This window comes from Enterobacter sp. C4G1 (genome assembly GCF_052886895.1).
In genome coordinates this window covers 319,642-333,909 of the sequence record NZ_JBQVVV010000002.1, presented here as the reverse complement: position 1 = coordinate 333,909, position 14,268 = coordinate 319,642, and the positions used below count along the sequence as shown (strand labels likewise).

The following is a 14,268-nucleotide window of genomic DNA, read 5'->3' as shown; positions in this document are numbered from 1 at the left end:
CGGCACCCGACATCACTAATACCTGAATTAATTGACGGAAACAATAATACGACGATAAGAGGTTAACGACGGTTTGCCGTTATCCGTTACGGCCAGGATCAGGTGCTCCGTCCCGGTGCGCAGGGCTTTCACTTGCACGCTCTGTTTGCTATTTTCACCCAGGGTCAGCACCGCTGGCGCATTGAGATTGTCTTCACCGCGACGCCCCAGAACATCTTTGACCGCCACCGGCTGCGAACTTGCTGAGCCTGCTTCCGGGTACAAGAACCAGTTATAGCTGAGCTTATCGCCGTCAGGATCTTTGCTGCCTGCGGCATCGACCGTCAGCGTCTCTCCGGCTTTCGCCTTAAGATAGACTACCTGCTGCCCCGCCTGACCGTTCACCACGACTTCCGGATTGTGATTGGCATGAGCGTAGTCTTTGATGCCCCACTCCATACGGGCCGCAAAATCATGCTGGAAAGCTTCGCGCCAGCGCCAGATGGTCGCCTGGTTCGAGGTGTATTGTTTCCCGTCTTTGCCGATCACCGTATCGGCAGCATTCGGGTTACCCGGATAGAAGTCACCTCCGCTGCTCCAGATAGGGTGCGTTTCATGCTGCGGCTGGCGCACAATGTAACGTCCGCCCCAGCCGCCCCAGCCCGGATTTCGTTCGCTGTTTAAACCGTTACGGATAAGGCCGAGGAACGACGGCGTATCCCCCTCCATAATAAACATGTACTTCAGATAGCCTTTACCCATTGGCCCTTTGCTGCGGATATTTTCATCCAGCCAGTGCTGGGATACGGTCGTAAAATCGGCACCAGGCGCATTACGGTAATACTGGTCGCCGCTGATACCGGTCCAGGTCGCACGCGCATAATCTTCACCATTCTGGCTGGACGGATCGACGATCCAGGTCATTTCCGGGTAATGTTCGCGGATCCAGAACCCGGCATCATCCTGATCGGAAATGGAATACGCCACCAGGTTGCGGGTCAGCGACTGAACAACATCCGCCGGGTGTTTTTTGGCGAGATCCTGAAGTGCCTGAGCAAGTGTATTCGCCCCGCCCCACAGGGTGATAAACAGCGGGTGATCCGCATCGGTACTTTTCTCAATGGCTTTCACCAGCAGATCGGAACCGGCAGTATTTTTACCTTCACCGGTTGCCGCCATACCGTAACTGGCGAGGCCTGGTGCCACCACAGACTGAAGCTGAGATACCGTCGGGAACCCGACCGCATGTTTCAGCAGGTTCGGCTGCACTTCACCATAGTGACCCACAACAAGGTCAATCATATCGGTGTGCACTTTTTCGCGCTGCCAGGTGGAGGTGGTCGCCACCAGCCCCTCAACGTTCATCTCATTTGAGTACAGTAAAAAACGCGTCAGGGACATCTGATCGTCGGGTTCATTACCGATGTCAGTCAGGACAAAGACGCGCGGTTTTTCCTGATAAGGCAGTACCTTACCGGTCGCTTGCGTGATCGCCGTTTCTGCCCCAATGGCCAGCGGAGAGGCAAATGCCATGACCCCTGCCATTGCCAGCAATACCCCTTTCGCGACCTTATTGATTTGTTGGTTCACCATGTTGTTCTCACTTTTTTTTTTGCTACAGACCGAATGCCTTCAACATAGTTAACACAGGAAACAAAGTAAAAAGAAAAAGATCGATTCTGTGATGACACCTGAATTTTTAGCGCCGCCATATCCGGTTATAAAAAGTCACCCCACAATAACTTTTCAATCACTTCTTGATGACTTAAATCAATATAGAAAAAATATGATATGTAACTAAATAATCACTGTGTATTGACTTAACGAATACTCTGGAGCATATTTCATAGCACGAATTAACAAGACAATTTTTAGAGGACGTTTTCTATGCCATCCCGTGATTATCCTGACAAACGCACTGCCCGCGGTTTAGCAAAGGATGCTGATCTGAAGATGTTAAGTGCCAGAGTAGAAACAGACTTAATGGAGTATGTCAGGATTACTGCGTATGAAACTCGCAAGAGCAAGCAGGAGATTGTGGCAGAAGCGTTAGCACTTCACCGAAAAAATCGCCGGGCAGAAGCCTCCGCCGAACAGACGTAATAGTGTAAGGTATGACGGAATGAAAAAAGCCCGAAAGTTGCTTCGGGCTTATTCGCGCTTACGCCACCAGCGCATTCAGCGTGTCGAGTGCCTCGGCCGGCAACACCAGATCCGCCGCAGCCAGGTTTTGCTGCAAATGCGCCACGGAAGAGGTCCCCGGAATCAGCAGAATATTCGGTGAACGTTGCAGCAACCAGGCCAGCGCTACCTGCATCGCCGTTGCCCCCAGCGAATCCGCAACCGCCTGAAGACCGGAAGATTGCAGTGGCGTAAAACCGCCCAGCGGGAAGAACGGCACCCAGGCGATCCCCTGACGAGCAAGCGCATCCACCAGGGCATCGTCACCGCGATTCACAATGTTGTACATGTTCTGCACACAGACCACTGACACCATTTTCTGCGCTTCGGCAACCTGGGCTGCGGTTACATTGCTCAACCCGATATGGCGAACCAGCCCCTGCTGTTGCAATTCTGCAAGCGTGGTCAGCGGTTCAGTAATCGATCCTTCTGCCGGGCCGTGGGTGCTGAACATGATCCGCAGATTCACCACGTCCAGCACATCCAGTTTGAGGTTACGCAGGTTATCATGCACCGCCTGCGTCAGCTCCTGAGCCGAAAACGCAGGGAGCCAGGAGGCGTCATCACCCCGCCGCGCCCCAATTTTGGTCACAATCGTAAGATTGTCCCGGTACGGATGAAGCGCCTCACGGATAAGCTGGTTAGTGATATGCGGGCCGTAAAAATCACTGGTATCAATATGATCCACACCCGATGCCACGGCTTCGCGTAGCACCGCCAGCGCGGCGTTTTTGTCCTTCGGCGGGCCAAATACGCCAGGCCCGGCAAGCTGCATCGCGCCATAGCCAAGCCGTTTAACCGTACGCGTCCCGAGCGTGTACGTCCCGCTTTTCTCAATACTGCTCATGTCTACCTTCCTCATAAAAATGATCCGGATTTACAACAGGTTCCCGAACGGAACAATTAGTTAAGCAATAGTTAAATTAAAGTTTAGTTTCATTGCGTCGATAGTATTTGGGCAACCCCTGCACCCACAACGGACGACCGCTATGCTGAAAAATCTGCACGTGATTACCGGTATTCTCTTTGCCCTCACCATATTCTGTCTGCTACAAGTTGTCACGGGCGGCTTGTTCTATTCTGCCGTCAGCAACGATCGCCATAACTTCCAGAACTCGGGGATGCTCAATGCCCAGCAGGAAAGCCTGAGCGACAGCGTTAATACGCTGGTGAAAACACGCGTAACCGTCACCCGTGTGGCGATCCGCTACCTGAAAAACCAGCGCGATCCCGCGTCTCTCGCCGCCATTAACAAACTTCTGGGCACGGCCAGCACGTCGTTAGGCAACGCCGAAACCTACTACAGCGCCTGGCAGAAAATGCCGCAGGTTAACGGGCAAAACGCCGCGTTAACCGAAGAGATGCAGAAAGCCTGGGGTCAGATGCATGAAGTGATGCGCCTGTCGATTGAGTATCTGCGTGCAGATAACTATCAGGCTTATGGCGACCTGGATGCCCAGCAGGCACAGGACAATATGGAAGCGGTCTATAACCGCTGGCGCGCCGAAAACAATACCTTGCTCAAGGCCGCCACTGAAGAGAACCAGAACAGCTTTACCCATATGCAGTGGACACTGGCGGCTATTTTCCTTGCCGTGGTTGCCGTGCTGGTGGTTATCTGGCAGGGCCTGCAACACCTGCTGTTAAAGCCGCTGAAGATCATTATGAACCATATTCGCACCATCGCAGGTGGCGATCTGACGCATAACATCAACCTGGGTAGTCGTAACGAAATGGGCCAGTTGGCGGTGGGTCTGCACGAGATGCAACAGTCGCTGGTGAGCACGGTCAGCGCCGTGCGCGGCAGTACCGACTCGATTTACACCGGCGCAGGTGAAATTGCCGCCGGGAGCAATGACCTGTCCGCCCGCACCGAGCAGCAGGCAGCTTCGCTGGAAGAAACCGCCGCCAGCATGGAAGAGTTAACTGCAACGGTGAAACAGAACTCCGATAACGCGCGTCAGGCCACATTGCTGGCGAAAAACGCCTCTGAAACCGCCGCACGTGGTGGTCATGTGGTGGACAACGTGGTGCGCACCATGACCGAAATCTCTGACAGTTCGCAGCAAATTGCCCACATTACCGGCGTGATTGACAGCATTGCCTTCCAGACCAATATTCTGGCGCTTAACGCGGCGGTTGAAGCGGCACGTGCTGGCGAACAAGGGCGTGGTTTTGCCGTAGTGGCCGGTGAAGTTCGCACTCTGGCCAGCCGCAGTGCGCAGGCGGCAAAAGAGATCAAAGGGCTTATCGAAAACTCCGTCAGCAGGGTCAGTACCGGCTCTGCGCAGGTCAGTGAAGCAGGCGAAACCATGCGAGAGATCGTCGCCGCCGTTACCCGTGTGACGGACATTATGGGCGAAATTTCATCGGCATCTGATGAACAAAGTCGGGGTATTGAGCAGGTCAGCCTTGCGGTTTCACAGATGGACAGCGTGACGCAGCAAAACGCCGCCCTGGTACAGGAATCCGCAACCGCAGCCGCAGCACTGGAAGATCAGGCCGAGCAGTTGCGCCAGGCCGTTGCCGCATTCCGTCTGAATGCCAAAGACCAGGCCGCGGCACCACGCCCGACCAATGTGAAAACGCCACAACTGTTACGCCCGGCAACCGCCACGGCAAGCGTGGCAGACGGTAACTGGGAAACCTTTTAAGGAATATGCGGGCGATAAGATCGCCCGCTATTTTACGTAGGCGCTAATATCCGGGACCTGTGCCAGCAGGAACGCACACAGCGTTGCTATCCCCTGCTGTTTCGGGCTGTTTTCCGGCCAGACCAGAAAATAGCCATCACCGGTGTTAATCGCCCGGCTAAATGGCATCACCAGTAACCCGTTTTCCAGTGCCGGAAGGCTTAGCGTCACATCCCCCACCGAAACACCATGCCCACCTACTGCCGCCTGATTTCCCTGATCCAGGGTATCGAAAACCTTTCCTTTGCTGATATCTGGCATGGCTTCAGGCGAACACTCTTTGAGCCAGCGCCGCCAGTCCCGGCGATCCGGTGAAGGATGGATCAGCTCGCAGATCTGGAGACTGTCTCTGGCCTTATCCACCAGCCCTGGGGCGCAAACCGGGGCAAGCCATTCGTCAAACAGCAGCTGTGAACGCGTCTGCTCCCCAAACTGCCCATTGCCGAGCAAAATCGCGCAGTCGAACGGCTCCTGATGAAAATCGACTTTATCAACATCCATCCAGACGCTCGAAACATGCACGTCCGGTGTTGAGTATTTATCAACAAACTCCTTCATGGTATTCAGCAGCCAGTTCAGCGTCAGGGTTGAAGGCGCTTTTAAGCGCAGCGCGTGCCGGGTGGCCCGAAATGCGTCGCAGGCGCTCTCCAGGGCGGCGAACCCCTGCCTCAGCTGGCTGGCTAATGCGCGTCCGGCATCGGTCAGTTCCACAGCAGGCCCTTTGCGCACAAAGAGCTGGCACTGAAAGCTCTCCTCAAGCGTGCGGATATGTCTGCTGATGGCGCCAGGCGTGACGTGCAGCGCTTGCGCAGCCCGGGTGAACGAACCGTACAGGGCCGCGACATCAAATGCCCGCAGCGCATACAAAGGGGGAAGTGGGGATGGCATCGCATTGCTCATTGTGAGTTTAACTCACATTAAAGCGCAGGATTTTCCGTTTTTCAATGCCGCGAACTTTAACGACACTGCCTGCCACTCTTCACAAAAGGATCCCCTTCATGGCGATGTCGCTACTGGGTACATATCTGCTGGCGGTGGTGCTGTTACTTATCACCCCCGGCCCTGTTATTGCGTTAGTCACCCACACCGCGGTACGGGACGGCTACCGACGCGCCTTTATTACGCTTGCCGGAACCAATCTGGCGTCTCTGGTTTTACTGGCGATGGCGGTGATGATACTGGCGGGCATCGTGGATATTCACCCGATAAGTCTGGCAGGGGTGGGTTTTATCGGCGCGCTGTTTATTGGCAGGATGGGGATTGGGATGCTGGCACATCCACAGCCCACAACGGCAACATCGGCGCGACAAGGCGGCTTTCTTACCGGTTTTTTAACCGCCATCGCCAACCCAAAAGATATTCTCTTTTTTGTCGCTTTCTTTCCGCAGTTTGTGCCGATTACGCGCAATTTTGCCCAGAGCATTACCCTGCTGACGCTCATCTGGATTGTACTGGATCTCCTGATCCTCACCTTGTGGATCATAGCCGTCATGCGCTACGTGTCGCTTCGCTACGAGCGCGCCATCCGGCTGGCGACGGCGCTGTTTATGCTTGTCGTCGCCATCTATGGCGCCGTGTGGAATGGAAACGCGATATGGACCGCCTTCAGCGCGGGCTAGCGGCTGCGTTTGGCGTGTCGCTCCCGGTTTTCCAGTTTGGCTTCATCTGATTTTCGCAGCGCCACATAGCAGGTGCCACTGCCGCCGTGGTGCGGCAGTGCAACGCAGAATGCCTGCACGGAATCGAACTCAGTGAGCCAGCGCGCCAGATAACTGCGCACCACATTCGGGTGCGATTGCTCTTCACGCCCTTTGCCGTGGACAATCACCAGGTTGCGCAGCCCGTCACGTTCGGCCTGACGGATAAACGAGAACAGCATCTGACGGCACTGTTCAACAGGCTGGCGTAACAAATTGATGCTGGCCTGGCGGGAATATTTACCGGAACGGAGCTTATCAATAACCCCCTGCTGGACCCCTTCCCGCTGAAACGCCAGAGGTTCCGCAAGCGGGAGCAGCTCCAGAAACCCCAGCGTTAAGAAGTTATCGAGCTGCTCAGTATTCAGCGCCTGCCGGGTGCGGGTATTACGGCTTGGCTGCCAGTGAATATCAGCACAACGCTTGAGTGACTGGACATCCTCCATGGCGTCAAGAAAGAGTGATTTGTCGTCAGGGTTCATGGCAATCCTCCGGCTACATCTGAGCCTGTACTATACCCGCGCCTGACAAGCGTCTCAACGTCCCCTGCCGGGCAACCTGCGCCGTGGAAGCGAAAATAATTACCCGATGAACGAAATAATATAGCAGCTAAAAAGTTAAACTTAACTTAACTAAAATTTCAGCCACGATTAAATGACTGTATTTAAGTTAAATTTTTGTGAACTTGAGCAACCTGAATACTACCATTTTGGGAAAAGTCTGTTATAACTTAATAAACCTGCCCCACGGATATAATATGCGGGACTTGCGGAAGGATAAACTGCTGTGTGTACTATAGGGCCTGCTGATGTCGGCAGTCCCTGTTTTTTTATTTGCTTCATTCTGAAATTAATGCCCGGGCTTCTCGCCTGAATTGCGTAATTAACGATTCAGTCAATGGCGTCTGTCGGGAATCACGGCGCTGAATTAAATAATAAGCCGCCTTAGGCAACGATTCGACCACCGGTAACATCACCAGACGGTGTGCCAGAAGTGGGTCGCAGCCAAGCTCCTGTGGCAAAATGCTGATAAAATCGCTCTGTGCGACCAGGCTTATACAGGACGAAAACGTTTCGCAGACAATACCTATGCGCGGTATTTGCGAGCGATGATGAAACACATCTTCCAGTTGCTTATAATAACTTCCCCGCGGCGTTGGCATCGTCCAGTTATAATGCAGAAGTTCGTTAATCGATTTTACACCTATCGCCGGATGCCCCTCCCGGCAAAATATCGCAAAGGGTTTTTCAAATAATTTTTCAAACGTAAACTCGTGGTCATACGGCCCCTGACAATAGGTATTAATGGTGAAGTCCAGTTCCCCCTGGCGTAATTCATTAATCATCGACACCAGCTGCCCTTCCATAATGCGGACTTTCACCAGCGGGTGCTGCGCGTGAAAACGGGTAATCACCGCGGGCATCAGAGTGCGTGAAATACTGGCGCCCATACCGATATTAATCTGCCCCGCCAGTTGCCCCTGCCTCTGACGAATGTCGTCCTGCGCCGCGCGCAGCTCTTCCAGGATCAGATTGGCATGTTGATAGAAGCTCTCCCCGCATTCTGTCAGCGCCACGCCTTTGCTACGCCGGACAAAAAGTTGCGCGGCAATGCCCTCTTCCAGCTCCTTGATCGATTTGGTCAATGCCGGTTGTGAGAGGTTAAGCGCCCTGCTGGCTCCGCGAATGCTGCCCTGACGCGCCACTTCCACGAAGGCCCGAATCTGATGAAATTTAACCTGAAATGACATAGCCCGACCGATAACCGTTGTTTATCAGAGTAAAGAAATTGTCATCTACTTTAATGGAAATGGATGTGCGAGGGTAATTCCTGAACGGTTAAAACTGTGAAAAAACGGTTAGTGATAAGTAAAAACTATCACGGCGTGAAGCAGTTCACATATTTTAATGATGACAGGAAGAGATATGGACACACTGGCGCACGACATTCAGACATTAACCCCGCAACTGACCGCATGGCGTCGCGATTTTCATCACTTTGCTGAATCTGGCTGGGTGGAGTTTCGTACCGCAGCCAAAGTGGCGGAAATCTTAGACCGCCTGGGTTATGAACTGGCGATGGGGCGTGATGTTGTTGACGCCGACAGCCGCATGGGCCTGCCGGACGCGCAGACGCTGGCAAAAGAGTTTGCCCGTGCCCGCGAGCAAGGTGCGCCCGAGAAATGGCTCGCCGCCTTCGAAGGTGGATTTACCGGCATTGTCGCCACGCTGCGTACAGGGCGTCCAGGGCCGACACTCGCCTTTCGCGTGGATATGGATGCGCTGGATCTCAGCGAAGCGCTTGACGAAAGCCATCGCCCGTTCCGCGACGGCTTTGCCTCCTGCAATCCGGGGATGATGCACGCCTGCGGCCATGACGGGCACACCACTATTGGCCTGGGTCTGGCTCAGGTGCTGAAACAAAACGAAGCCCAGCTCAACGGCACTATCAGGATTATCTTCCAGCCTGCGGAAGAAGGCACGCGCGGCGCTCGTGCAATGGTAGCGGCAGGCGCGCTGGACGGCGTGGATTACTTTACTGCTGTCCATATTGGCACCGGTGTTCCTGCCGGGACGGTTATCTGCGGTAGCGATAACTTTATGGCAACCACCAAGTTTGACGTGCGCTTTACCGGCGTGGCGGCCCATGCGGGCGGCAAACCGGAAGAAGGCCGTAACGCACTGCTCGCCGCCGCGCAGGCCGCCATTGCCCTGCACAGCATCGCCCCTCACAGCGAAGGTGCCTCACGCGTCAACGTGGGCGTCATGCAGGCCGGTAGCGGGCGCAACGTCGTACCGGCCAGTGCCTTGCTGAAGGTGGAAACCCGTGGCGAAAGCGAGGCTATCAACCAGTACGTGTTCGACCGCGCACAATCCGTGATCGCAGGGGCGGCGGCACTGTATGGCGTAAGCGCAGAAACACGCATGATGGGAGCAGCAACGTCCAGCACGCCATCTCCTGCGTGGGTGAATTACCTGCGCGAACAGGCAGGCCAGGTCACCGGCGTCCTCCATGCCATTGATAAGGTCAAAGCCCCGGCAGGATCTGAAGATGCCACCCTGATGATGGCACGCGTGCAGCAGAATGGCGGTCTGGCCTCCTACATGGTGTTCGGCACCGATTTGAGAGCCGGGCATCACAACGAAAAATTCGACTTCGACGAGCAGATAATGAGTGTGGCCGTCGAAACCCTGGCGCGAACGGCGCTTAACTTCCCGTGGGCGCGAGGTGTGTGATGCAGAAAAACTACGCTTTTATCGCGGATGCCATCGACACACGATGTCAGACCTTTAGCGCTATTGCCGACGAGATCTGGGATCATCCCGAAACACGTTTTGAAGAGTTCTGGTCAGCCGAACGGCTCGCCAGTGCGCTGGAAGCCGAAGGTTTTAGCCTGGCGCGCGAAGCCGGTGGTATTCCAAACGCATTTATCGCCAGCTTCGGCAGCGGCAAGCCGGTTATCGCGCTGCTGGGCGAATACGATGCTCTGGCGGGGCTGAGTCAGCAGGCGCACTGCGCCACTGCGCAGTCGGCGACGCCGGGCGAAAATGGCCACGGTTGCGGCCATAACCTGCTGGGTACGGCCGCAGTCGCAGGAGCCGTCGCTGTGAAAAGCTGGCTGGAGCAGCACGGTGGCAGCGGGACGGTGCGCTTTTATGGCTGCCCGGGTGAGGAAGGCGGCTCAGGCAAAACCTTTATGGTCCGCGAAGGATTGTTCGATGATGTCGATGCGGCTGTCACCTGGCACCCGGAAGCCTTTGCCGGGATGTTTAACGTCAGCACGCTCGCCAACATTCAGGCCGCATGGCGTTTTCACGGCGTGGCGGCTCATGCCGCGAACTCCCCGCATCTGGGGCGTAGCGCGCTCGATGCCGTGACGCTCATGACCACCGGCACCAATTTCCTTAATGAACACATCATCGAGAAAGCGCGCGTACATTACGCCATCACCGATACCGGCGGCATTTCGCCAAACGTGGTGCAGGCGCAGGCCGAAGTGTTGTACCTGATCCGCGCCCCGGAAATGGCCGACGCGCAACAGATCTACGAACGCATCGAAAAAATCGCCCAGGGTGCGGCAATGATGACGGAAACTACCGTCGAATGCCGTTTCGATAAAGCCTGTTCCAGCTATCTGCCAAACCGCACGCTCGAAGCGGCGATGTATCAGGCGTTGCAACATTACGGCACGCCAGCCTGGACGGAAAAAGAGCGCCAGTTCGCCAGTGAAATCCGCGCCACGCTGACCTCAAACGACCTACAAAACAGCCTGAAAAATATCGCCGCGGCCGGTGGTGAAGCGGGTAAAGCCTTTGCCCACCGTCATCAGGAAACACTGCTGGTCGATGAAGTCGCGCCGTATGCCATCACCGATAACGTGCTGGCAGGCTCGACTGACGTGGGCGATGTCAGCTGGAAAATGCCGGTCGCTCAGTGCTTTAGCCCCTGCTTTACCGTCGGTACGCCGCTGCACACCTGGCAACTGGTGACGCAGGGGCGCACCTCTATTGCCCATAAAGGGATGTTGCTTGCCGGAAAGGTCATGGGTGCTACCGCCCTGAATTTGCTTCTGGATGCAGCGCTGCTCCAAAAATGCCGTGACGAGTTTGAACAACAAATAACTGAAAGACCGTACGTGTGTCCGATTCCTTCGGGCGTGACGCCGTCACCTTTAAAATAAAAAAACACATAACACAACAACACAACAGTCCAGAGGAACGCCCATGAGTATGTCATCCATACCTTCGCATTCCCCAACCGGTAAGCTCTATGGCTGGGTTGAAAGGGTCGGCAATAAAGTGCCGCATCCTTTCCTGCTTTTTATCTATTTGATTGTGATTTTGATGGTGGCAACCGCTGCGTTGTCTGCCTTTGATGTGAGTGTGCGTAGCCCTGCTGATGGCAGCATGGTGGCGGTAAAAAACCTGCTGAGCGTCGAGGGGTTGCACTGGTTTTTACCCAATGTGATTAAGAACTTTAGCGGTTTTGCACCGCTGGGGGCGATCCTGGCGCTGGTGTTAGGCGCAGGCCTTGCCGAGCGCGTGGGGCTGCTGCCTGCGCTGATGGTGAAAATGGCCTCCAACGTTAGCGCGCGTTACGCCAGTTATATGGTGCTGTTTATCGCCTTTTTCAGCCATATCTCGTCTGACGCCGCGCTGGTGATCATGCCGCCGATGGGGGCGCTGATCTTCCTGGCCGTAGGTCGTCATCCGGTGGCCGGGTTGCTGGCGGCAATTGCCGGGGTGGGCTGCGGGTTTACCGCTAATTTGCTGATTGTGACCACCGACGTGCTGCTTTCGGGTATCAGTACCGAAGCGGCGAAAACCATTGATACCGCGATGCACGTCAGCGTGATCGACAACTGGTACTTTATGGCAAGCTCGGTGATTGTGCTGACGATTGTCGGCGGGCTTATCACCGATAAGCTTATCGAGCCGCGTTTAGGGAAATGGGAAGGCCGCAGCGACGAAAAGCTGGAGACACTCAGCAAAGAGCAGCAGTTCGGCCTGCGGGTGGCCGGGGTTGCCTCGCTGGCGTTTATCGCGCTTATAGCGCTGATGGTTATCCCGGAGAACGGCGTGCTGCGCGATCCGGTCAAACACACCGTCCTGCCCTCGCCGTTTATTCAGGGCATTGTGCCGCTGATTATTCTGTTCTTTTTTGTGGTGTCTATCGCCTATGGCATCGCCACCCGCAAAATCCGCAATCAGGCTGACCTGCCGCAGTTGATGATCGAGCCGATGAAAGAGATGGCGGGCTTTATCGTGATGGTGTTCCCGCTGGCGCAGTTCGTGGCCATGTTCAACTGGAGCAACATGGGCAAATTTATGGCCGTGGGGCTGACGGATGCCCTGGAAGCGGCGGGATTAAGCGGTATCCCGGCGTTCGTCGGCCTGGCTATTCTGTCGTCGCTGCTGTGCATGTTTATCGCCAGCGGCTCGGCAATCTGGTCGATTCTGGCGCCCATCTTTGTGCCGATGTTTATGATGCTTGGGTTCCATCCGGCGTTTGCACAAATTCTGTTTCGCGTCGCCGACTCCTCCGTCATCCCGCTGGCCCCGGTTTCACCGTTCGTCCCGCTGTTTTTAGGTTTCCTGCAACGCTATAAACCGGAAGCAAAACTGGGTACCTACTATTCGCTGGTCTTACCCTATCCGCTTATCTTTTTAGGGGTATGGTTGGTGATGCTGGTGGCGTGGTATCTTGTCGGCCTGCCGATTGGACCGGGAATTTACCCAAGGCTGCACTAAAGGAAAGAGGATGCTGAGGTTACTCGAAGATAAAATTGCGACCCCGCTTGGGCCGCTGTGGATCATTACCGACGAGGCGTTCAATCTGCGCGCCGTAGAATGGGAAGAGCACAGCGACCGGATGGTGGAATTGCTCGATATTCATTACCGTTCACAGGGTTATGAGCGCATCAACGCCACCAATCCAGGCGGGTTGAGCGACAAACTTGCAGCGTATTTCGAGGGCGATCTCAGCATTATCGACACCCTGCCTACCGCGACGGCGGGAACACCTTTTCAGCGTGAAGTCTGGCAGGCGCTGCGCCAGATCCCATGCGGACACGTGATGCATTATGGTCAGCTCGCAGAGCAGTTAGGTCGTGCGGGTGCGGCGCGTGCGGTTGGGGCGGCTAATGGCTCTAACCCCGTCAGTATTGTCGTGCCCTGCCACCGCGTTATTGGACGCAACGGCACCATGACGGGCTATGCCGGAGGCGTGCAGCGCAAGGAGTGGTTGCTGCGCCATGAAGGCTACCTTTTACTGTAGTTTCCAGGCTTTTAGTGCTTAATTTTCTTTCGGTTAGGTTAAAAATCCATAGTCAAGCTGTGGAATTTCAAGAAGATGCCAGCACAATGTCGACTCTTGTCTTTATTGATGGTTTGCCAGGCTTACGTAGTCTCCAAAAAGATGTTAAAATTGACCAATATCAATTAAGGCTTGAGCAAACCTATGATCCCGGAAAAGCGAATTATACGACGCATTCAGTCTGGCGGTTGTGCTATCCATTGCCAGGATTGCAGCATCAGCCAGCTCTGTATCCCGTTTACCCTGAATGAGCATGAACTCGATCAGCTTGATAATATCATCGAGCGCAAAAAGCCTATTCAGAAAGGGCAGACGCTGTTTAAAGCGGGAGACGAACTGAAATCGCTCTATGCTATCCGTTCTGGCACCATCAAGAGCTACACCATCACCGAACAAGGCGATGAGCAGATCACCGGCTTCCATCTGGCAGGCGACCTGGTCGGCTTTGACGCTATCGGTACCGGACATCACCCGAGCTTTGCTCAGGCGCTTGAAACCTCAATGGTTTGCGAAATCCCGTTTGAAACGCTGGACGATCTGTCCGGTAAAATGCCTAACCTGCGTCAGCAGATGATGCGTCTGATGAGCGGCGAAATTAAAGGCGATCAGGACATGATCCTGCTGCTTTCCAAAAAGAATGCAGAAGAGCGCCTGGCGGCATTTATCTATAACCTCTCCCGCCGTTTCGCAGAGCGCGGTTTCTCTCCACGCGAATTCCGTCTGACCATGACCCGTGGCGACATCGGTAACTACCTGGGCCTGACCGTTGAAACCATCAGCCGTCTGCTGGGTCGTTTCCAGAAAAGCGGGATGCTGGCGGTTAAAGGCAAGTATATCACCATCGAAAACGGTGAAGCGCTGGCGGTACTCGCCGGGCATTCCCGCAACGTAGCCTGATATTC

General features: G+C 54.9%; 13 protein-coding genes. 8 read left to right on the top strand and 5 right to left on the bottom strand.

The window, feature by feature from the left end; all coding sequences use genetic code 11:
* Positions 1-27: 27 nt before the first annotated feature.
* Complete coding sequence (locus ACT9TW_RS15450; RefSeq protein WP_446492924.1) at positions 28-1,572, bottom strand: DUF1593 domain-containing protein; 1,545 nt, start codon at positions 1,570-1,572, stop codon at positions 28-30.
* 294 nt (positions 1,573-1,866) lie between these two features.
* Here ACT9TW_RS15450 and ACT9TW_RS15445 point away from each other — a divergent pair, with 294 nt between their 5' ends.
* On the top strand, positions 1,867-2,082 hold the full coding sequence (locus tag ACT9TW_RS15445) for a hypothetical protein (protein WP_446492923.1): 216 nt from the start codon (positions 1,867-1,869) through the stop codon (positions 2,080-2,082).
* 58 nt (positions 2,083-2,140) lie between these two features.
* Here ACT9TW_RS15445 and ACT9TW_RS15440 read toward each other — a convergent pair whose 3' ends face one another.
* Positions 2,141-3,007, bottom strand: a complete 867-nt coding sequence (locus ACT9TW_RS15440; RefSeq protein WP_446492922.1) for an aldo/keto reductase family oxidoreductase — start codon at positions 3,005-3,007, stop codon at positions 2,141-2,143.
* A gap of 142 nt (positions 3,008-3,149) precedes the next feature.
* Here ACT9TW_RS15440 and tcp point away from each other — a divergent pair, with 142 nt between their 5' ends.
* Positions 3,150-4,814, top strand: coding sequence for a methyl-accepting chemotaxis citrate transducer (tcp, locus tag ACT9TW_RS15435; RefSeq protein WP_446492921.1), 1,665 nt, complete (start codon positions 3,150-3,152; stop codon positions 4,812-4,814).
* A 27-nt stretch (positions 4,815-4,841) separates the two neighbouring features.
* On the opposite strand, the gene ACT9TW_RS15430 is transcribed toward tcp, so the two are convergent.
* The gene (locus ACT9TW_RS15430; protein WP_446492920.1) at positions 4,842-5,741 is read right to left on the bottom strand and encodes a LysR family transcriptional regulator; all 900 of its coding nucleotides are present in this window, start codon (positions 5,739-5,741) and stop codon (positions 4,842-4,844) included.
* 110 nt (positions 5,742-5,851) lie between these two features.
* Here ACT9TW_RS15430 and ACT9TW_RS15425 point away from each other — a divergent pair, with 110 nt between their 5' ends.
* Positions 5,852-6,472 (top strand): LysE family translocator, encoded by a 621-nt coding sequence (locus ACT9TW_RS15425; protein WP_446492919.1) that lies wholly within the window; start codon positions 5,852-5,854, stop codon positions 6,470-6,472.
* Here ACT9TW_RS15425 and smrA read toward each other — a convergent pair.
* Both smrA and ACT9TW_RS15415 read right to left on the bottom strand, forming a co-directional pair.
* Positions 6,469-7,032: a DNA endonuclease SmrA gene (gene smrA, locus ACT9TW_RS15420; RefSeq protein ID WP_446492918.1), complete on the bottom strand. Its 564-nt coding sequence runs from the start codon at positions 7,030-7,032 to the stop codon at positions 6,469-6,471. The genes ACT9TW_RS15425 and smrA overlap by 4 nt on opposite strands.
* A 356-nt stretch (positions 7,033-7,388) precedes the next feature.
* Complete coding sequence (locus ACT9TW_RS15415; RefSeq protein ID WP_014070022.1) at positions 7,389-8,300, bottom strand: LysR family transcriptional regulator; 912 nt, start codon at positions 8,298-8,300, stop codon at positions 7,389-7,391.
* Positions 8,301-8,475: 175 nt separating this feature from the next.
* Here ACT9TW_RS15415 and ACT9TW_RS15410 point away from each other — a divergent pair, with 175 nt between their 5' ends.
* The 5 genes from ACT9TW_RS15410 (at position 8,476) to fnr (ending at position 14,263) form a co-directional block, all read left to right on the top strand.
* A complete protein-coding gene (locus ACT9TW_RS15410) occupies positions 8,476-9,786 on the top strand; it encodes a M20 family metallo-hydrolase (RefSeq protein ID WP_446492917.1) in 1,311 nt (436 codons plus the stop codon).
* Positions 9,786-11,231 (top strand): M20 family metallopeptidase, encoded by a 1,446-nt coding sequence (locus ACT9TW_RS15405; protein ID WP_446492916.1) that lies wholly within the window; start codon positions 9,786-9,788, stop codon positions 11,229-11,231. The genes ACT9TW_RS15410 and ACT9TW_RS15405 overlap by 1 nt, the downstream gene beginning before the upstream one ends.
* A 43-nt stretch (positions 11,232-11,274) precedes the next feature.
* Entirely contained in the window at positions 11,275-12,801 is a 1,527-nt protein-coding gene (abgT, locus tag ACT9TW_RS15400; RefSeq protein WP_446492915.1) for a p-aminobenzoyl-glutamate transporter, read from the top strand.
* 10 nt (positions 12,802-12,811) lie between these two features.
* Entirely contained in the window at positions 12,812-13,327 is a 516-nt protein-coding gene (gene ogt, locus ACT9TW_RS15395) for a methylated-DNA--[protein]-cysteine S-methyltransferase (RefSeq protein WP_446492914.1), read from the top strand.
* Positions 13,328-13,510: 183 nt separating this feature from the next.
* On the top strand, positions 13,511-14,263 hold the full coding sequence (fnr, locus tag ACT9TW_RS15390; RefSeq protein WP_014070017.1) for a fumarate/nitrate reduction transcriptional regulator Fnr: 753 nt from the start codon (positions 13,511-13,513) through the stop codon (positions 14,261-14,263).
* Positions 14,264-14,268 lie beyond the last annotated feature (5 nt).